Annotated in this window: 14 protein-coding genes, 1 tRNA gene and 1 riboswitch; of the genes, 11 read left to right on the top strand and 4 right to left on the bottom strand. The window is 74.5% G+C overall.

The window, feature by feature from the left end:
• Nucleotides 1-62: 62 nt before the first annotated feature.
• The 4 genes from ACN20G_RS02040 (at nucleotide 63) to ACN20G_RS02025 (ending at nucleotide 5,689) form a co-directional block, all read left to right on the top strand.
• Nucleotides 63-929 carry a geranyl diphosphate 2-C-methyltransferase gene (locus tag ACN20G_RS02040; RefSeq protein ID WP_424210964.1) on the top strand — a complete coding sequence of 289 codons (867 nt, stop codon included), beginning with the start codon at nucleotides 63-65 and terminating at the stop codon, nucleotides 927-929.
• 292 nt (nucleotides 930-1,221) lie between these two features.
• Complete coding sequence (locus ACN20G_RS02035; RefSeq protein ID WP_424210963.1) at nucleotides 1,222-2,982, top strand: endo-1,3-alpha-glucanase family glycosylhydrolase; 1,761 nt, start codon at nucleotides 1,222-1,224, stop codon at nucleotides 2,980-2,982.
• Between the two features lie 65 nt (nucleotides 2,983-3,047).
• Nucleotides 3,048-3,213: riboswitch (cobalamin riboswitch) on the top strand.
• 26 nt (nucleotides 3,214-3,239) lie between these two features.
• On the top strand, nucleotides 3,240-5,057 hold the full coding sequence (locus ACN20G_RS02030; RefSeq protein WP_424210962.1) for a ribonucleoside triphosphate reductase: 1,818 nt from the start codon (nucleotides 3,240-3,242) through the stop codon (nucleotides 5,055-5,057).
• Nucleotides 5,054-5,689, top strand: a complete 636-nt coding sequence (locus ACN20G_RS02025) for an anaerobic ribonucleoside-triphosphate reductase activating protein (protein ID WP_424210961.1) — start codon at nucleotides 5,054-5,056, stop codon at nucleotides 5,687-5,689. The genes ACN20G_RS02030 and ACN20G_RS02025 overlap by 4 nt, the downstream gene beginning before the upstream one ends.
• Before the next feature lie 42 nt (nucleotides 5,690-5,731).
• On the opposite strand, the gene ACN20G_RS02020 is transcribed toward ACN20G_RS02025, so the two are convergent.
• Nucleotides 5,732-6,949 carry a serine hydrolase domain-containing protein gene (locus ACN20G_RS02020; protein WP_424210960.1) on the bottom strand — a complete coding sequence of 406 codons (1,218 nt, stop codon included), beginning with the start codon at nucleotides 6,947-6,949 and terminating at the stop codon, nucleotides 5,732-5,734.
• Between the two features lie 326 nt (nucleotides 6,950-7,275).
• Between ACN20G_RS02020 and ACN20G_RS02015 the strand changes: the two genes are divergently transcribed.
• Nucleotides 7,276-8,463, top strand: coding sequence for an aminotransferase class V-fold PLP-dependent enzyme (locus ACN20G_RS02015; protein ID WP_424210959.1), 1,188 nt, complete (start codon nucleotides 7,276-7,278; stop codon nucleotides 8,461-8,463).
• Nucleotides 8,464-8,512: 49 nt separating this feature from the next.
• Here the strand turns inward: ACN20G_RS02015 and cobF are convergent, their stop codons facing one another.
• Nucleotides 8,513-9,265 carry a precorrin-6A synthase (deacetylating) gene (cobF, locus tag ACN20G_RS02010; protein ID WP_424210958.1) on the bottom strand — a complete coding sequence of 251 codons (753 nt, stop codon included), beginning with the start codon at nucleotides 9,263-9,265 and terminating at the stop codon, nucleotides 8,513-8,515.
• An 18-nt stretch (nucleotides 9,266-9,283) separates the two neighbouring features.
• Between cobF and ACN20G_RS02005 the strand changes: the two genes are divergently transcribed.
• Genes ACN20G_RS02005 through ACN20G_RS01990 form a run of 4 tightly spaced genes read left to right on the top strand, consistent with a single transcriptional unit; the run spans nucleotide 9,284 to nucleotide 12,631 of the window.
• Nucleotides 9,284-10,042 (top strand): (Fe-S)-binding protein, encoded by a 759-nt coding sequence (locus ACN20G_RS02005; RefSeq protein WP_424210957.1) that lies wholly within the window; start codon nucleotides 9,284-9,286, stop codon nucleotides 10,040-10,042.
• The gene (locus ACN20G_RS02000) at nucleotides 10,039-11,541 is read left to right on the top strand and encodes a LutB/LldF family L-lactate oxidation iron-sulfur protein (RefSeq protein ID WP_424210956.1); all 1,503 of its coding nucleotides are present in this window, start codon (nucleotides 10,039-10,041) and stop codon (nucleotides 11,539-11,541) included. Before ACN20G_RS02005 ends, ACN20G_RS02000 begins: the two co-directional genes overlap by 4 nt.
• Nucleotides 11,538-12,224 (top strand): LutC/YkgG family protein, encoded by a 687-nt coding sequence (locus tag ACN20G_RS01995; RefSeq protein ID WP_424210955.1) that lies wholly within the window; start codon nucleotides 11,538-11,540, stop codon nucleotides 12,222-12,224. Before ACN20G_RS02000 ends, ACN20G_RS01995 begins: the two co-directional genes overlap by 4 nt.
• 14 nt (nucleotides 12,225-12,238) lie before the next feature.
• Nucleotides 12,239-12,631, top strand: a complete 393-nt coding sequence (locus tag ACN20G_RS01990) for a VOC family protein (RefSeq protein ID WP_424210954.1) — start codon at nucleotides 12,239-12,241, stop codon at nucleotides 12,629-12,631.
• A 19-nt stretch (nucleotides 12,632-12,650) separates the two neighbouring features.
• Here ACN20G_RS01990 and ACN20G_RS01985 read toward each other — a convergent pair whose 3' ends face one another.
• Nucleotides 12,651-13,130 carry a DUF309 domain-containing protein gene (locus ACN20G_RS01985; protein WP_424210953.1) on the bottom strand — a complete coding sequence of 160 codons (480 nt, stop codon included), beginning with the start codon at nucleotides 13,128-13,130 and terminating at the stop codon, nucleotides 12,651-12,653.
• Nucleotides 13,131-13,234: 104 nt separating this feature from the next.
• Here ACN20G_RS01985 and ACN20G_RS01980 point away from each other — a divergent pair.
• A tRNA-Pro gene (locus tag ACN20G_RS01980) sits at nucleotides 13,235-13,311 on the top strand.
• Nucleotides 13,312-13,443: 132 nt separating this feature from the next.
• Here the strand turns inward: ACN20G_RS01980 and ACN20G_RS01975 are convergent.
• Entirely contained in the window at nucleotides 13,444-16,842 is a 3,399-nt protein-coding gene (locus tag ACN20G_RS01975; RefSeq protein ID WP_424210952.1) for a S8 family peptidase, read from the bottom strand.
• Nucleotides 16,843-17,443: 601 nt separating this feature from the next.
• Here ACN20G_RS01975 and ACN20G_RS01970 point away from each other — a divergent pair.
• Nucleotides 17,444-18,754 (top strand): phosphatase PAP2 family protein, encoded by a 1,311-nt coding sequence (locus ACN20G_RS01970; protein ID WP_424210951.1) that lies wholly within the window; start codon nucleotides 17,444-17,446, stop codon nucleotides 18,752-18,754.
• The last annotated feature ends 43 nt before the right edge of the window (nucleotides 18,755-18,797 follow it).

Below are 18,797 nucleotides of genomic sequence, written 5' to 3'. Positions count from 1 at the left end.
GCGGGCCGCCCCGAAGCCCCCCCGCCCCAGCCCCACCCCTCACCCAGGGAAGGAAACCCGCCATGACCATCTCCCAGGAAGCTCCGGGAGCCCGCGTCCTCAGCAGCCTCTACCAGCGGTCCGTGGCCGACTACTGGAACCGGGAGAAGAACCCGGTCAACATCCGGCTCGGCGAGGTCGACGGCACCTTCCACCACCACTACGGCATCGGGGAGCCGGACTGGAGCGTGCTGGAGGGCCCGGAGGCGGGCCGCGAGGAGCGGGCCGTGCGCGAACTGCACCGCCTGGAGTGCGCGCAGGCCGACCTGCTGGCCGACCACCTCGGTCCGCTCGGCCCCCGGGACCGCGTGATGGACGCCGGCTGCGGCCGGGGCGGCGGCAGCTTCGTCGCCAACCTCCGCTACGGCTGCCGGGTCGACGGCATCTCCATCAGCGAGTCCCAGGTCGCCTTCGCCAACGCGCAGGCCGCCGAGCGCGGGGTGGCGGACCAGGTCTCCTTCCACTTCAAGAACATGCTGGACACCGGATTCGAGACCGGCTCGATGAGCGCGATCTGGAACAACGAGAGCACCATGTACGTCGAACTGGGCCTGCTCTTCAAAGAACACGCCCGGCTGCTCAGGCGCGGCGGCCGCTACGTCACCATCACCGGCTGCCACAACGACGCCTACGGGCTGCCCTCCCGCGCCGTCAGCGAGATCAACGCCCACTACATCTGCGACATCCACCCCCGCAGCACCTACTTCCGAGAGCTGGCCGCCAACCGCCTGGTCCCCAACTGCGTGGTGGACCTCACCGAGGCGACCATCCCGTACTGGGAGATGCGCGCTCAGGTGCCGGGCCTGACCACCGGGGTCGAACAGGCATTCCTCGACGCCTACAAGGGAGGCAGCTTCCAGTACCTGCTGATCGCCGCCGACCGGGTCTGAGCCGGATCGCGCGAATGACGGAGCGCGTATAGACGTCGACGCGGCGCACGCCACCGGCCCGACGCGCCCCGTACCCCGCGCGGACCCCTCCCCGGCCTCCGCGTTCCCCTCCCCGCCCCCGGCCCCTCCGCCCGCCCCGACACCGGAGCGGGCGGAGGGGCGGACGTAGCCCCTGTGGTGTCGGTGACGTACGTGCCGGGGCACCGGTTCGGGCGAACGGTTGTCCGGGGCCCCGCGGATCGGCTGTACTGCTGGTCGATCGAACGGCCCCAGGCACCTGCGGGAGGACGCGATGGCCACCGGACGCGACACAGGACCCACCCGACATCGAAGAGGCGGCCGGGGCGCGAAGGGCGCGCGGCGCGCGCGCCGTTCCCGGCTGCCGCTGCTCGCCGGACTGGCCGCGCTCCTCGTCGTCGCCGGCGTCCTCGCCGGACTCGTGTGGGAACCCCTCACGGCGGGCGCGGGCGAGAGCCGCCGGCCCGTCGCCGCCCCCGGCGCCGCGGTCGAACGCGCCCCCGACACCGAGCCCGACCCTGACGGGAACGCCCGCCCCGACCCCGGCGAGGAGGACGCGAACCCGGACCCCGCCCCGAGCGCCGAGCCGCCCCGGGCCTCCGCCGAGGACGCGGCCGCCGAGGCCGAACGCGAACGACGCGCCGAGACCGAGGCCAGGACCCGCCCCGGCGTGCTCCCCTTCGACCTCCCCGACCCGGCCGCCCTGCGCGCCGCCGGCCGGGAACGCGGCGGCAAGCTCGTCTTCGCCCACTACTTCACCCCGTACCCGCTCTCCCTGGACAACGCGAGCGCCGACGGCGACTACTACACCCGCAACTACCTCACCGCCCGAGGCGAGGACGGCAAACACGCCCGCTACGGCGGCCTGCTGAGGGACCGTCCGCTGCCCGTGGTCCCGCACGCCGGCGGGGACTGGGAAGGCGCCAACCTGCGTCAGGAGATCCGCACCGCCCGCGCCGCCGGACTCGACGGCTTCACCCTCGACCTGCTCTCCCTGACCGGCAAGAACCGGGAACGCTCCGAGGAGCTGATGGCCGCCGCCCAGGCCGTGGACCCCGCCTTCCGGATCATGCTGATGCCCGACATGACCTCGCTGCGCACCGACGACCCCAAGGTCCTCGCCAAGGCCCTCGCCGAACTCGGCCGCTCCCCGGCCGCCCACCGGCTCGCCGACGGCCGGCTCGTGGTCTCGCCGTTCAAGGCCGAGGCCAAGGGTGTGGACTGGTGGCGCGCCGTGATCGCCGAACTGCGCACCCGGTACGGCACCCAGGTCGCCCTCGTGCCGCTGTTCCTGAACTTCGACGCCCACCACGCCGCCTTCGCCCCGATCAGCTTCGGCTTCTCCGAATGGGGCAGCCGCAGCTACACCGGGCAGGAGGGCGCCGCCCGCGACGTCTCCCGTGCCCGCGCCCTGGGCAAGATCTGGATGCAGCCCGTCTCCGTGCAGGACGCCCGCCCCAACCAGGGGGTCTACGACGAGGCCGGCAACACCGCCACCCTCCGCGAGACCTGGACCCGCGCCATCGAGGACGGCGCCGACTGGGTGCAGATCACCACCTGGAACGACTACTCCGAGGGCAGCCACGTCTCCCCGTCCCTGCACAACGGTCACGTGTACCTCGACATCAGCTCCTACTACCTCACCTGGTTCAAGACCGGCGAGGCGCCGAGGATCACCCGGGACGTGCTCTACCTCACCTCCCGGATCCAGTTCGCCGGCGCCGCCGGCCCCCTCGGCCAGCCCTTGCTGATGAGCCTGCGCAAGGGCAGCGCCCCGGCCCGCGACACCGTCGAGGTCCTCTCCTTCCTCACCGCCCCCGCCCAGGTCTCCGTCACGACCGGCGGCGCCCGCGACACCGCCCGCACCGAGGCCGGCCTGCGGGCCCGCACCGTGCCCCTGCGCGCCGGCACCAGCGAGGCCGCCCTGACCCGCGACGGACGTCCCGGTCCCCGCGTGGACCTGCCCTGGCCGGTGGAACGGGCGAGCACCACGCAGGACCTCCAGTACTACGCCGCCGGCAGCGCCCGGGACTGAGGTCCCTGACCCAAGGACCAAGGTCACCCAATATGTAGTGGTTGCACGGACCACTCGCATCCATATGTAGTGTTGGCCCTGCCGGTTCGGCGGGGCCAACACCATGCGCGCCCCGACCGACGCAAGAGGGAACCCAGGTGAGAGACCGGGACTGCCCCGCAACGGTGAGTGAGCCCGCCCCACCCGGGGCCCGCCCACGAGTCCGACACCTGCCGGCGCCACACCACATCCGTGCGAAGCCTCGTGGGAGGGCTGCCGTGAGCACCGTCGACGCCGTCGAAACCGTCACCGAGTACCTGGACCGCCGTGACTGGCGGGTGAACGCCAACGCCAACCAGGGCTACTCGCTCGGCGGGCTGATCCTCAACACCGCCGGCAAGGTCACCGCGAACTACTGGCTGGAGCAGGTCTACCCGCCCGCCGTCGCCGCCGCCCACCGCGAGGGCGACCTGCACATCCACGACCTGGACATGCTCTCCGGCTACTGCGCCGGCTGGTCCTTGCGCACCCTGCTCACCGAGGGCTTCAACGGGGTCCCCGGCCAGATCGACTCCGCCCCGCCCAAGCACCTGTCCTCCGCCGTCGGACAGATCGTGAACTTCCTCGGCACCCTCCAGAACGAATGGGCCGGCGCCCAGGCGTTCTCCTCCTTCGACACCTACCTCGCGCCCTACGTCCGCCTCGACTCCCTGGAATACGCGCAGGTCAGGCAGTGTATTCAGGAGCTGGTGCACAACCTGAACGTGCCCTCGCGCTGGGGCACCCAGACCCCGTTCACCAACCTCACCTTCGACTGGACCTGCCCCGAGGACCTGCGCGACCAGGTCCCCGTGATCGGCGGCGAGGAGTGCGGGTTCACCTACGGCGAGCTCCAGGCCGAGATGGACCTGATCAACCGCGCCTACATCGAGGTCATGACCGAGGGCGACGCCACCGGCCGCGTCTTCACCTTCCCCATCCCCACCTACAACATCACCCGGGACTTCCCCTGGGAGAGCGAGAACGCCGAACGGCTCTTCGCGATGACCGCGAAGTACGGCCTGCCCTACTTCCAGAACTTCATCAACTCCGAGCTCTCGCCGAACATGATCCGCTCCATGTGCTGCCGGCTCCAGCTCGACCTCACCGAACTCCTCAAGCGCGGCAACGGCCTCTTCGGCAGCGCCGAACAGACCGGCTCCCTCGGCGTGGTCACCCTCAACTGCGCCCGCCTCGGATACCGGCACGCCGGCGACGAGGACGCCCTGATGGCCGCCGTGGACCACCTGTGCGAACTCGCCAAGGACAGCCTCGAACTCAAGCGGGTCACCGTCCAGGACCTGATCGACGGCGGACTCTTCCCCTACACCCGCCGCTACCTCGGCACCCTGCGCAACCACTTCTCCACCATCGGCGTGAACGGGATCAACGAGATGATCCGCAACTTCACCGCCGACCGCGAGGACATCACCACCCACGACGGCCACGCCCTCGCCGTCCGCCTCCTCGACCGGGTCCGCGCCCGCATGGTCGAGTTCCAGGAGCGCACCGGCCACCTCTACAACCTGGAGGCCACCCCCGCCGAGGGCACCACCTACCGCTTCGCCAAGGAGGACCGGCGCCGCCACCCCGACATCCTCCAGGCCGGCACCGAGACCAACCCGTACTACACCAACTCCAGCCAGCTCCCCGTCGGCTGGACCGACGACCCCTTCGAGGCGCTGGAACGCCAGGACGAGCTCCAGGGCAAGTACACCGGCGGCACCGTCCTGCACCTGTACATGTCCGAACGGATCCCCACCACCGAGGCGTGCCGCCGCCTGGTGCGCCGCTCGCTGGAGAACTTCCGCCTGCCCTACCTCACCATCACCCCCACCTTCTCCATCTGCCCCGACCACGGCTACCTCGCCGGCGAACACGAGAGCTGCGAGCGCTGCGGGGCCGCCTGCGAGGTGTGGACCCGGGTCATGGGCTACCACCGCCCCGTCTCCTCCTTCAACATCGGCAAGCGCGGCGAACACGCCGAACGCGTCCACTTCGACGTGGACACCGCCGCCGCCCGCGTCGCCGCCGCCCCCGCGACCCCGGCGCGATGACCACCCCCGTCAGCGCCACCGCCGCCCGCGCCCTGCGGATCGGCGGCTGGACCCGACTGTCCACCTGCGACTGGCCCGGCCGACTGGTGACCACCGTCTTCTGCCAGGGCTGCCCCTGGCGCTGCGGCTACTGCCACAACCCCGACCTCCTCGACGCCCGCGCCCCCGGCGCGGTCGCCTGGGACGAGGTCCTCGGCCACCTCGCGCGCCGCTCCGGCCTCCTGGACGGCGTGGTCCTCTCCGGCGGCGAACCCCTGCTCCAGCGGGCCCTGCCCGAGGCCCTGCGCGAGGCCCGCGCCCTGGGCCTGGCCACCGGACTGCACACCGGCGGGGCCTTCCCCCGCCGGCTGGCCCGGCTCCTCGACGAGGGCCTCGTGGACTGGGTCGGCTTCGACGTGAAGGCCGTGCCGAGCCGCTACGAGCGGATCACCGGCGTCGGACACGCGGCGGCCTCCGCCGAACGCTCCCTGCGGCTGCTGCTCGCCTCCGGCGTCCCGCACCAGATCCGCACCACCGTCGACCCCGAGGTCCTCGACCCGCCGAGCATGGACCGGCTCGACGACTGGCTGGCCTCCCTCGGCGCCGCCCCCACCCACCGCCAGACCATGCGCCCCCCGGCCGCCCGGCCGTAGCGCCCGGGCGGTGCGGGGGAGCGGCGGGGGAGCGGTGCGGGTTCAGCGGCAGACGGCCGCGTCGATCAGGGCGTGGGCCCGTTCGGTGACCACCGGGTCGTCCCCCGGCCGCAGGGTGACGGCCACGTGCGCGGCGCGCCCGTCCGCGGTCACCCCGCCCTCGGTGCCGTAGCCGGGGATGCTGCCGCCGTGCCCCCACAGGGTCTTCCCGCAGCTCGTGGGCGTGCTCACCAGGCCCAGGCCGTACCCCGCCCCCGGCCCGATCTCCGCGGCCGGCACGGTCCGGCGCATCTCGCGCAGCAGCGCCGGGGCGAGCACGCGGCCCTCGACCAGGGCCGAGAAGAAGCGGTTCAGGTCGGCGGTGGTCGAGATCATCGCGCCCGCCGCCCCGGCCCACGTGGTGTTCAGCTCCGTCACGTCCACGGGCGCCCCGGCGTCGAGCTTCATGTAGCCCTTCGGGTGCGCCCCCGGGATCCCGAACTGCTCGGCGCGCGGGAAGGAGGTGTTCCGCAGCCGCAGCGGCTCGATCACCCGACGGGTCACCTCCTCCCCGATCGACCGGCCCGTCACCCGCTCCACGAGCATCCCGGCGACGAGGTAGTTGGTGTTGCTGTACCCCCAGTCGGTGCCCGGCGCGAACTCGGCCTGCTTGGCGAGGGACTTGGCGAGGAGCTCCTCGGGAGTGTGCCCCTTGGTCAGATCGCCCAGCACGTCGGCCGGGTCCACGTACTCCGGCAGCCCGCTGGTGTGCTGGAGCAACTGCCGCACGGTGATCCGCCGCCCGTCGATCCCCTCCCCGCGCAGCAGCCCCGGCAGGTACCGCTCCACCGGCGCGTCCAGCCGCACCCGGCCCTCGCCCACCAACTTCAACACCACCACGGACACGAAGGTCTTGGTGTTGCTGCCGATCCGCACCCGCCCCTCGGCGGGCGCCGGCGCCCCCGTCGCCAGGTCCGCGACCCCCGCCGCGTACGACCGGTCCCGGCCGGCGGGCCCCCGCACCGCCGCCAGCGCGGCCGGCACCTTCCCCACCCGCACCAGCTCGGCGAGGCGCGCCGACACCTCCGCGTCCGCGCCCGGGGCGACGCTCGGGGCGGCCGGGGCGCTCGGGGCGGCGGCGAGGGCCGGGGCCGTGCCCGCCACCCCCAGCAGGGCGGCCCCGGCCAGGACGGCGGCCACGGCCGACCGGCCGCGCCGGCGGAACCGGCGCGCGGTGCCGGGGGAGACTGCGATCGGGCGGGACTGCGGGCGCTCGTGCACGGGCGAACTCCTCGGGTGCGGCAGGACGTCGGACCGGCCCCGGAGGTCTGCTCCCCCGCTCGGCCGGTGATCACAGAATCCCGCGCCGACCCCGCCCCCGGCCGGCCGGTCCGCACCCCGCTTCGAGGTGGGGCGGGGTCCCGTGCCGGGGGTGGGGCAGGCCCCCGTGAGGCCCGTCACGGTTTGTCCCGCGCCGCCCCCGGGCAGGGCACCGGCCGACGAGGCCGTCCCGACCCGGCCAGCACCGCCGCCCCGCGCACGGCGCCATGACGCACCGTCACGCACGACACCGTCACGCGCGCGACCGTCACGAACAGGAGACCCCGATGGTGACGCCCGACCCCGCCCCCGCGCCCCGACCCGCGCCCGCCCCCTTCCCCGGCGGCCCCGAGCTCTTCCGCCTCGCCCCCGACCTCGCCCACCTCAACCACGGCTCCTACGGGGCCGTCCCCCGGCCCGTGAGCCGGGCGCGCGCCGCCCTCCTCGCCGAACTCGACGCCGACCCCGACCTCTTCTTCCGCGACCTCCCCGACCGGCTCGCCGCCGCCCGCGCCCGCGTCGCCCGCCACCTCGGCCCGGCCGCCGACCCCGAGGGCCTCTCCTTCGTCTCCAACGCCACCGAGGCCGCCAACCTTGCCCTCGACGCCCTCACCCCCCTGGCCGCCGAGGACGAGATCCTCGTCACCGACCACGGCTACGGCACCGTCATCGAGGCCGCCGCCCGGCGCGCCCGCGTCACCACCGTGCCCCTCGACCCGCGGCTGCCCGACGCGCACGCCGTCCGCGAGCGGATCCTGGCGGCCCTCACCCCCCGCACCCGGATCGTGCTGATCGACCACGTCACCTCGCCCACCGCCCGCCTCCTGGCCGGCCCCGAGCTGATCGCCGACCTGCGCGAGCGCGGGGTCCGCACCGTGGTCGACGGGGCCCACGCGCCCGGCATGCTCCCTGACCCGCTCGGCCTCGGCGCCGACGTGTGGTTCGGCAACCTGCACAAATGGGGCTGGGCCCCGCCCGGCACCGCCCTGCTCTGCGTCGCCCCCGACCTGCGCCCCCGGATCCGCGCCCTGGTGCCCTCCTGGGACGACGCGGCCGGCTTCCCGCGCGCCGTCGAATCCCGCGCCACCGTCGACCCCACCGGCTGGCTCGCCGCCGCCGAGGGCCTGGACCTCCTCGACTCCCTCGGCGCCGCCCGGGTCCGCGCCCACAACGCGGCCCTCGCCCGGTACGGGGCCGAGCTCCTCGCCGACCTGCCCGGATTCACCGCCCTGCCCGGCGACCCCGGGCTCGCGATGGCCTCCGTGCTGCTGCCCCCGGGCCTCGCCGAGGACCACGACACCGCCCGCGAACTGCGCGAGGAGATCGCGGCGAGCCTGCGGATCCGGGTGCTGGTGTGGCCCCGACCGGGCGGCGGCGGGATCCGCGTCTGCGGGCAGGTCTACAACCGGCCCGAGGAGTACGAACGCCTGGCCGCCGAACTCCCGCCCCTGCTGGCCAAGGCCGCCGCCCGCTGACCGCCCCGCCGCTCGCGCCGTCGGGCCGGGGCCGCGGGCGGCACGGGCCTCAGGGGCGCCGCAGCAGGTAGGTGTCCATGATCCACCCCTTGCGGGCCCGCGCCCCCGCCCGCACCCGCTCGATCTCCCCGGCCACCTCGGCCAGGGGCCCCTGGACGAGGATCTCGTCCGGGGTGCCCACGTACGCGCCCCAGTAGATGTACGCGTCCTGGTCGAGGTGGTGGGTGAAGGCGTGCCGGGCGTCCAGCATCACCACCACGTCGTCCGCGTCGGCCGGCCAGCCCTCGGCCAGCCGCCGGCCCGTCGTGATCTGCACCGGCCGGCCCACCCGGTTCAACGTCGTGCGGTGCCGCGCCAACAACGCCGACACGCTGGAGACGCCCGGCACCACCGAGTACGTGAACTCGACCCGGCCCGCCGCCGCCACCTCCTCCAGGATCGCCAGCGTCGAGTCGTACAACGAGGGGTCGCCCCACACCAGGAACGCCCCCGTCTCCCCGTCCGCGAGCTCCTCGTCGAGGAACCGCTCGAAGAGCACCGCCCGCGCGCTGCGCCAGCCGTCCACCGTCGGCGCGTACTTCTCCGGGGTCCGGTCCCGGTCCGGGTCCACGCCCTCGACCAGCCGGTGCCCGGGCCGCGCGTGCTCGGCCAGGAGGGTGCGCCGCAGATCGGTCAGATCCGCCTTCTCCTCGCCCTTCTCCAGGATGAGGAACGCGTCGGCGGCCCCGATCGCCTTGACCGCTTGGAGGGTCAGGTGATCGGGGTCGCCCGCGCCGATGCCGATGACAGAGAACTTCTTCACCCGGCTATTGTGCCCATCATGCGCGCAGCCCTGTTCGTGACCTGCGTCAACGACGCCCTGCGGCCCGAGGCCGGCATTGCCACCACGCACCTGCTGGAGCGGCTCGGGGTCGCCGTCGACTTCCCCGTCGGCCAGAGTTGTTGCGGCCAACCCGCCTGGAACTCCGGCCTGCGCGACCAGGCCGAACCCCTGGTCCGTCGCACCGTGGCCGCCCTCGCCGGACACCCGCACGTGGTCACCCCGTCCGGCTCCTGCGCCGCGATGATCCGCCTGCACTACCCCCGGGTCGCGGCCCGCGCAGCAGCCGAGGGCCGCGACGACGGACTGGTCGAGGCCGTCGCCGACCTCGTGCCCCGGGTGTGGGAGCTGACGGAGTTCCTGGTCGACGTGCTGGGGGTCACCGACGTCGGCGCCCACTACCCGCACACCGTCACCTACCACCCCTCCTGCCACGGCGCCCGCCAACTCGGCCTCGGCGACCGCCCCCGCCGGCTCCTCGAAGCCGTCGACGGGCTGCGCCTGGTCGAACTGCCCGGGGCCGAGGAGTGCTGCGGATTCGGCGGCACCTTCGCCGTGAAGAACCCCGACGTGTCCGTGGCCATGGGACGCGACAAGGCCGAGGCCGCGCGGGCCACGGGCGCCGAGGTGCTGTGCGGCGCCGACAGCTCCTGCCTGCTGCACCTCGACGGGGTCCTGCGCCGCGCCGGCGACGGGCCGCGCACCCGCCACCTCGCCGAGATCCTCGCCTCACGCGCACCGGAAGGGGACCGCCCGTGACCGGCGTCGACCTCGGCATGCCCGCCTTCCCCGACGCGGCCCGCACCGCCGTCCACGATCCCGTGCTGCGCGCCAACCTGCGCCACGCCACCCACACCATCCGCGCCCGCCGCGCCGCCGCCGTGGCCGAACTGGAGGACTGGGAGGAGCTCCGCGAGGCCGCCCGCGCGATCAAGGACCACACCCTGCGCCGGCTCGACCACTACCTGCTGCGCCTGGAGGCCGCCGTCACCGCCGCCGGCGGCACCGTGCACTGGGCCGCCGACGCCGCCGAGGCCAACCGCATCGTCACCGACCTCGTCCGCGCCACCGGCGAGCGCGAGGTGGTCAAGGTCAAATCCATGGCCACCCAGGAGATCGGCCTCAACGAGGCCCTCGAAGAGGCCGGGATCACCGCCACCGAGACCGACCTGGCCGAACTCATCGTCCAACTCGGCGACGACCGGCCCTCCCACATCCTCGTCCCCGCCATCCACCGCAACCGCGCCCAGATCCGCGAGATCTTCGCCGAGCGCATGGCCGAGCACGGCCGCCCCGCCCCCGAGGACCTCACCGACGAACCCGCCGCCCTCGCCGAGGCGGCCCGACTGCACCTGCGCGAGAAGTTCCTGCGCGCCAAGGTCGCGATCTCCGGCGCCAACTTCGCCATCGCCGAGACCGGCACCCTCGTCGTCCTCGAATCCGAGGGCAACGGCCGCATGTGCCTCACCCTCCCCGAGACCCTCATCTCCGTGGTCGGCGTGGAGAAGCTCCTGCCCACCTTCCGCGACCTGGAGGTCTTCCTCCAACTCCTGCCGCGCTCCTCCACCGCCGAGCGGATGAACCCGTACACCACCCTGTGGACCGGCACCACCGCCGACGACGGACCCCGCGACTTCCACCTCGTCCTCCTCGACAACGGCCGCACCGACACCCTCGCCGACCCCGAGGGCCGCGCCGCCCTGCGCTGCATCCGCTGCTCCGCCTGCCTCAACGTCTGCCCCGTCTACGAACGCGCCGGCGGCCACGCCTACGGCTCCGTCTACCCCGGCCCCATCGGCGCGATCCTCGGCCCCCAACTGCGCGGCACCGACACCCCCTCCGACGCCTCCCTCCCCTTCGCCTCCACCCTCTGCGGCGCCTGCTACGAGGTCTGCCCCGTCGCCATCGACATCCCCGAGATCCTCCTCACCCTGCGCGCCCGCGTCGCCGAAGGCGGCGAGACCGTCCGCGAGGGCGTCCGGGGCCGGGTCCGACCCGCCGCCGGGCACGCCGCCGAACGGGCCGCCCTGCGCGCCGCCCGCGTCGTCCTCGACCACCCCCGCCTCTTCGGCGCCGGCGCCCGCCTGCTGACCCGCGCCCGCCGCTTCGCCCCCCGCCGCCGCCTCCCCGGCCCCGGCCGGGCCTGGACCGACGGCCGCGACCTGCCCGAGATCCCCGCCGTCACCTTCCGCGACTGGTGGGCCGCCCGCCCCGCCCGCCCCGAACCCGCCACCGAGCCCGGGGAGCCCCGCCCGTGACCACCAAGGACCGCGTCCTGGCCCGCATCCGCCGCGCCAACGCCCACGCCGGCGGCCCCGGCCCCGCCCGCCCCGAGGAGATCGACGCCGAGTACGCGGCCCTGCCCCGCCCCTACCGCGACCGGCACGGCCCCGACCGCACCCCCGCCGAACGCGTCGACCTCCTCGCCGCCAACCTCACCGAGTACCGGGCCCACGTCCACCGCACCGACCCCGCCGGCCTGCCCGCCCTCGTCGCCGCCCTCCTCACCGCCCGGGGCGCCCGCTCCCTCCTCGTGCCCGAGGGCGTCCCCGCCGCCTGGACCGCCGCCCTCGACCCCGAGCTGCGCCGCGTCCCCGACGACCCGGCGATGCCGGTCGCCGCCCTCGACGCCGTCGACAGCGTCCTCACCGACTGCGCCCTCGCCATCGCCGAGACCGGCACCCTGATCACCGACGGCGGCCCCGGCCAAGGGCGCCGCCGCGCCGCCCTCGTCCCCGACCACCACATCTGCGTGGTCCGCGTCCCCGACCAGGTCGTCGACTCCGTCCCCCTGGCCCTGCCCCACCTCGACCCCACCCGCGCCCAGACCTGGACCTCCGGCCCCTCCGCCACCAGCGACATCGAACTCGACCGGGTCGAGGGCGTGCACGGCCCCCGCCGCCTGGACGTCGTCCTCCTCGAAGGCCCGCACGGCCCATGAGGGAGGATGGGCCCATGTCAGCCCGTATCGCCCTCATCACCTTCCTCGTCCGCGAGTACGACGAGGCCCTCGCCTTCTTCACCGGTCCCCTCGGCTTCGACCTCGTCGAGGACACCCCGCGGCCCGACGGCTCCCGCTGGATCGTGGTCCGCCCGCCCGGCGCCGTCGAGTCCGCGCTCGTCCTCGGCCGCGCCGACACCGAGGCCCGCGCCGCCCGCGTCGGAGACCAGGCCGGCGGCGGGGTCGGCTGGTTCCTGCACACCGACGACTTCGCCGCCGACCACGCGCGGATGCTCGCCGGCGGCGTCCGCTTCCTGGAGGACCCCCGCCACGAGCCCTACGGCACCGTCGCCGTCTTCGAGGACCTCTACGGCGGCCGCTGGGACCTGCTCCAGCCCGCGGCCTGACCGACGCCGCCGCCCGGCCTCAGCCGCCGGGCAGCGGCGGCACCTCCCGCACGGGATCCACCGCCCGCCCCGGCTCCGCCTCCACCCGGTCCGCCAGCGCCCGCGCCCACCGCGCGACGGCCGCCACGTCCACCCCGTGCCGGGGCCCCGAGGCCCCCGCCACCCGCGCGGCCCCCCGCCGCAGCAGCCGCGCCCCGCCCACCGCGTTCCCCCGGGCCGCGTGCGTCAGCCCCACCGCGACCTGCGCCAGCCCCTGCCACAACCCGGCGGCCTCCGGTGGCCCCGACTTCCACGCGTCCTCGAACACCTCGTGCGCGTGGAACGGCATCCCCGCCGCCAACAACCGGCGGGCCTCCCGCAACGTCCCCTCCGGCGTCCGCACCACCCCCTCCGGCTGCCGCGCCACACCCTCGGCCCCGTACGGCAACGGCCGCCCCAGCCCGTCCCGAGGCCGCGCGCTCCGCGCCCGCCCCGCCGCGTCCCGATCCCGCTCACCCATCGCCCACACCCTCCGTCCACGAGGGGTGCACACGCACCCCTCGACGTACGGTAATGTTCTTCATGCACGGCCGCCCGGGAAGAAAAGCCCAGGTGAACGAGCACCGGGACGTGGCGCAGCTTGGTAGCGCACTTGACTGGGGGTCAAGGGGTCGCAGGTTCAAATCCTGTCGTCCCGACCAGCGTGACAACGCAGGTCGGAGCCCGCAACGAATTCATTCGTTGCGGGCTTTTCGGTTTTCTCGCGCGTTCGCGCGACACCCCCGCCCCCGGGCTCCTTCGTGGAGGCCGGGGGCGGGGGTGTTCGGGGGCGGTTACTTCGTGAGGTAGGCGTTGTGGAGGGTCAGGGTCGAGGTGTTGTGCTGTTTGTCGGTGATCTCGGCGCGCAGCGAGATGCCCTTGCCCTTCGGCGGGTTGTGGACCGTGATGTGGCCGTCGATCACCGGGACGGACTTCCAGGTCCTGCCGGCGTCGTGACTGACCTGGACGCGGAGGGACTTGAGGTTGCGGCTGGCGGCCGAGCCCTGGACCGTGACCGGGATGCGGAGCCGGCGGTCGGCCTCGGCGCGGGAGCGGAGGTCGAGCGGGGCCGCGAAGCGGACGGTGGAGGCCGGCAGTGTCGTGAGTTCGGAGACCCGCTTCGAGCGGAACGAGAATCCGGTCTCGACGCGGGTGGAGACGGCGGTGGTCGTGCTCGGGTACTCGACCGAGGTGGTCAGGCGGTAGGCCGCGTCCTGTGAGGTGACCGGGATCGGGACGGCGCCGGTCAGCGGGTCGTCGTTCTCGGCGACCTTGACCCCGTCGCGGTACAGGATGGTGCGGGCCTTGGCACCAGCGACCGAGCCGGCGCGGCCGTCGCCGTCGCCGAACAGGGGGACGACGCCGAGAAGGGACTGCTCGCCGGTGTCCGGGTCGGGCGCGGTGCGGAGGATGCCGGTGCCCTCGGCCAGGACCGGGCCGAAGACGCCGGTGCCCACCCGTTCGCGGTGGGTGCGGCCCGGGGCGTAGCGGTCGGAGCCGAGCGAGATGTGCGCGGTCTCGACGGTGGGTCGGCCTTGGGCGTCGGGCGCGCCCCACTGTTCGGCGTACTGGCGCCAGGTGACGCCGTCGGCGGTGGAGACGAGGAAGGTGCGGGTGCCGAGGGCGGGTTGGGGAGCGGAGAGGCTGAAGCCGCCGAGGGCGGAGCCGGGGAGGCCGGGCATCAGGTCGGCGTAGACCGTGCGGTCGGCGACGGACGCGCCGAGAGCGACCTCCACGGTGGCCAGGTCCCGGGCCCGGACGTGTTTGACCCAGCCGGTGGCGAGCCTGCGGACCGTGCCGCCGAAGGAGAGGGAGTACTGGGTCCGGGGGTCCTTGAGGAAGGTCGCGTTCCAGGACTGGAGGACGGAGCCGTCGGTGACCTCGGGGCCGGCGTGGGCGGTGCGGAAGCCGGCGAGGCCGTCCGTCAGGAGCCAGCCGGAGCCCATGGAGCCGTTCGCGGTGCGCCGTTCGTACAGGGGCACGGCGAGGTCGGGGTTCTTCAGGCCGGGGACGGTGAGTTCCACGGGCTTGGCGGTGCGGGCGTCCTGGACGACGGTGGTGGGCCCGTTGATCTCCAGTCGGGGGCGGACCAGCCAGTCGATGCCGGCCTCGACGCCGTCGGCCGGGTCCTGGAAGACGGCCCCGTCCAGGGAGTAGGAGCCCTTGGGGACGCGGACGGTCCGGGTGCCGTTCCCGCCGTCGATGCTCAGGCGGACGTTCTCGGCGGCGCCGGAGAGCCCGGAGAGGCTGTGCGCGTAGACGTCGGTGGGTTCGCCCCGGCGGTCGAGGGTCTTGACGGTGAGGTCGTAGGACTCGACCTCGCGGTCGACGGCCGCGCCCGAGCGGACGCTCTGGCCGCCGCCGGTGGCGGTGACGTGGGCGGAGTACACGCCGTCGGCGGTGCCGAGCCGGGTGTCGGCGGTGAGGTCGACCTCGGCGGTGCCGCCGGCGGGCACGGTCACCCTGGTCGCGCCGAGGGTGAAGAGGCCGGTCGGGGTGGGGCGGCCCTGGGCGTCGGTGCCCGCGACGGTCAGGTCGAGGGTGACGTCGGTGTCGCCGAGGTTGCGGTAGCCGACCTTGCCGGTGAGCGGCTCATCGTCCTCGTGCGGCCAGGTCTGGGTGCCGAGGAAGACCGACGGGCGGTCGGCGACGACGGACTGCCCGAGGGCCTTGTCGACCTGGACGCGCCCGGTGCCCTGGGCGTAGACGGAGCCGGCGCCGGGCTTCGTGGACGCGGTCAGCGCGCCCTTGAGGTCGGCGGGCTTCCAGGCCGGGAACCGCTGCTTGAGGATCGCGGCGGCGCCCGCGACGTGCGGGGTGGCCATGGAGGTGCCGCTGATGCGCAGATAGCCGGGGGCGGGGTGGGGGACGGAGGGGTCGGTGTCGATGACGCTGCCGGGGGCGGCGGCCGCCGCGATGTCCACGCCGGGGGCGGTCAGGTCGGGTTTGACGGCGCCGTCCTCGGGCCGGGGGCCCCGGCTGGAGAAGGGCGCGAGGCGGTCCTCGGAGTCGACGGCGCCGACGGTGAGGGCGGCGTCCGCGGTGCCGGGGGAGCCGACCGTGGCATCGCCGCCCTCGTTGCCGGCCGCGATGGCGAAGAGGACGCCCTTCTCGGCGGTCAGCGTGTTCACGGCCGTCTCCAGCGGGTCGGCGCCGGGGGTGTCCCGGCCGCCGAGGCTGAGGTTGACCACGTCGGCGCCTTGGGCGGCGGCCCATTCCATGCCGGCGATGATGCCGGAGTCGTCGCCGTAGCCATCGTCGTCGAGGACCTTGCCGCTGAGCAGCTTCGCACCGGGTGCCACGCCCCGGTAGGTGCCGCCGGACGCGGCGCCGGAGCCGGCGGCGATGGAGGCGACGTGGGTGCCGTGCCCGTAGCGGTCGACGGCGTCGGGGGAGGTGGAGAAGTTCTCCTCCGCCAGGACGCGGTCCTTGAGGTCGGGGTGGGTCTTGTCGACGCCGGTGTCGAGGACGGCGATCTTCGTGCCCGCCCCGTCGAACCCGGCCTGCCATGCCTTGTCGGCGCCGATCTGACGGGTGCTCTTGTCGAGGCTCGCCCGGCGGACGCCGTCGAGCCAGATCCGGGCGATGCCGGGGGCGGCGGAGCGGGTGGCGCCGCTGGCGGGGTCGGTGAGGGCCTCCCAGAGCGCGGCGCCGGCGGCCGGGGTGAGGCCGAGGGCCTCGGCGTCGATGCCGGGCAGGGCGCGCTCGACGCGGGCGCCGGTGGTGCGCAGGGCGGCGCGGGCCGCGCGGGCGGGGCCGTCGTAGCGGACGATCAGCCGCAGCCCGTCGCCGTGGCGCGCCCGTAGCTTCGGGTCGGCGAGGCCGGCCACGTCGAAGAGGCGCTCGTCGAGGGTGCCGGCGGTGATCAGGGCGCGGGCGTCGGCGGGGGTCACGAGGGTCCGGCCGGCGGTCCGTTCGATCCGCACGGGGATCTTCTCGCGGCCCTTGGCGGGCTCGAAGCGCAGGACGCGGCCGTCGGCGGCGACGGTGACCCGGTCGCCGGTGACGAGGAGGACCCGTTGGGCCCGTCCGGTGTTCGCGGTCCGCGCGGGCCCGGTGTCGGACGCGGTGGCCGGGGTGGTGGGGCGTGGGCCGAGGGCGTGGGCGGGGCCGATCATGCCCGCGGTCAGGGCCGCGGCGGCGGCCGTGGCCGCCAAGCCCGTGACGCGTAACCGGCGTGTGCGTTCGCGCAAGTCTCCCCCAGGGGATCGAGTCGAGGAACGAGGGCCCGGTGTGCGGGGCCGGTGCGCGCAGTATGGGTCGCAGGTCGACGCCGCTCAACGGAGCACCGGGGGAGACGGGTGGGCCCCGAGGTTTTCCGGACATTTTCGAATCCCGTGGGTTTCGCGTGTACCGAGGGGCCGGAGCGGGGTGCGCCGAGGGCATTGGCCGGTGGGCGGGCGGCCCGGGGCGGACGTGGCGTCGGTCACGGTCGGTTCGCGCGGGGCGCGCGTGGGTCGGCGCGCGGGTGGCGGGGGTCGGTGCGGGGGTCCGGTGCGTGTTCCGGTGCCGGACGCGGGGGTTCCGGTGGTCCGGGTCGGCCGTATCCGACCCCCGGAAGGAACCCCTCACCCGGCGCGCCCTCGGGGGCGGGGCGGTCGCTCCCGCCGGAAGGCCCCCCGACCGCACGATGCCCTCTGTTCACTCCGATAATATGTTCGGTCTTACGGAGATTGCCTTTATATACAACAAAACGGCAGAAAATTGACATCAACGATATCGCGACCGCGCACGCGGCCCGGCGACGGCGCCGGCCCCTCCCCGACCCGTCGCTCACGGCTCCTGTGGGGCGGCGTGGCCGCGGTGGGGCTCGGCTTCCTGATCGCCCTGGAGGTCATCGCCCGCCACTACGAGGTGCCGGGTCCGATCACCGTCCAGGCCCGGGAGGTGATCTTCGCCCCCCAGTCGGGTCCGCTGCTGTACGCCGCCATGGCGCTCACCCTCGTGGTGCTGACCTGGCGACAGCGGTTCCTCGCGATCGGCGCGGCCATCGGCATCGACCTCGTGTTCTGGGGGGTCCGGGCCCTGGTCGGCGCCCAGATGATGTTCGGCAACGGCGCCCTGTGGGTCACCCTCGGACTCGGGGTCTTCGCCCTGGTCCGGCGCACCGGCCGCGAACGCGCCCTGCTCCTCAAGGGCGTCGGCCTCGGCCTGCTGCTCGTGACCGGCCGCAAGACCGGCTACACCTGGCTGTTCATCACCTCCAAGACCCGCCCCGAGGTGCTCGACCAGTACATCGCCGCCGCCGACCGCGCGCTGGGCGACCCCGGGTGGGCCATGGGCCGGCTGGTCCAGGCCGGCGGGCCGGTCGCCGCGCACGTGCTGGACTGGGTGTACGTGCAGCTCGCGGTCGCCGCCGTGGCCGTGGCCCTGTACCAGCTGCGGCACGTGGCCCGTGACCGCCGCTTCCCCACGCACCACCTCGTGCGGACCTTCCTCGTCATCGGGCTGCTCGGCCCCGGCATCTACATGATCTACCCGGTGGTCGGGCCGATCTTCGCCTACGGGGCCGACGGCGGACAGTGGGCCGTCGCCAACCTCTGGCCGCACACGCCGCCGCCGTATCTCAACCCGCAGCACATGCCCTTCGACGAGTTCACCCCGCGCAACTGCATGCCCAGCCTGCACACCGCCTGGTCCACCGCGATCTTCGTCCACTCCCGCAAGGGCCCCCGCCTGCTGCGGTTCGCCGGCGCGTTCTGGCTGGTCGCCACCCTCGGCGCGACCCTCGGCTTCGGCTATCACTACGGCGCCGACATCATCGCCGGCGTGGTCTTCACCCTCACCATCGAGGCCGGACTGCGCGCCCACGACCGCGGCTGGACCCGCGCCGGCATCCGGCTCGTCGTCCATGGCACGGTCGTCTTCACGGCCCTGCTGCTCGCCTACCGCTTCCTGGGCGCCACGATGGCCGGCCTGCCCTGGGTGTTCGGGCCGCTGATGGTGCTGGCCACGGCCTCCGTGATCGCGCACTACACGCTCGTCACCCGCGCCTGGGCCCGCGCGGAGGACCCGGGCACCGGAACGGACGCGGGCCCCGGGGCCGCCCCGGGCGTCGCCGACGTGCCCGGCCCGCGCCGCACCGCCCAGCCCGAACCGGTCTGAGCCGGCCGCACCACCGAACGCGCGCGGGGCCGCCCACGGACAC

The organism is Streptomyces dryopteridis (assembly GCF_049606955.1).
Classification (GTDB): Bacteria; Actinomycetota; Actinomycetes; order Streptomycetales; family Streptomycetaceae; genus Streptomyces.
The sequence above is the reverse complement of the archived record's forward strand: the minus strand, read 5'-3'. Positions and strand labels throughout refer to the sequence as shown.

What these genes read in the sequence shown, in the direction of transcription:
- ACN20G_RS02040 (WP_424210964.1), top strand. Translation starts at nt 63, where the DNA reads ATGACCATCTCCCAGGAAGCTCCGGGAGCCCGCGTCCTCAGCAGCCTC.
- ACN20G_RS02035 (WP_424210963.1), top strand. Translation starts at nt 1,222, where the DNA reads ATGGCCACCGGACGCGACACAGGACCCACCCGACATCGAAGAGGCGGC.
- ACN20G_RS02025 (WP_424210961.1), top strand. Translation starts at nt 5,054, where the DNA reads ATGACCACCCCCGTCAGCGCCACCGCCGCCCGCGCCCTGCGGATCGGC.
- ACN20G_RS02015 (WP_424210959.1), top strand. Translation starts at nt 7,276, where the DNA reads ATGGTGACGCCCGACCCCGCCCCCGCGCCCCGACCCGCGCCCGCCCCC.
- ACN20G_RS02005 (WP_424210957.1), top strand. Translation starts at nt 9,284, where the DNA reads ATGCGCGCAGCCCTGTTCGTGACCTGCGTCAACGACGCCCTGCGGCCC.
- ACN20G_RS01990 (WP_424210954.1), top strand. Translation starts at nt 12,239, where the DNA reads ATGTCAGCCCGTATCGCCCTCATCACCTTCCTCGTCCGCGAGTACGAC.
- ACN20G_RS01985 (WP_424210953.1), bottom strand. Translation starts at nt 13,130, where the DNA reads ATGGGTGAGCGGGATCGGGACGCGGCGGGGCGGGCGCGGAGCGCGCGG.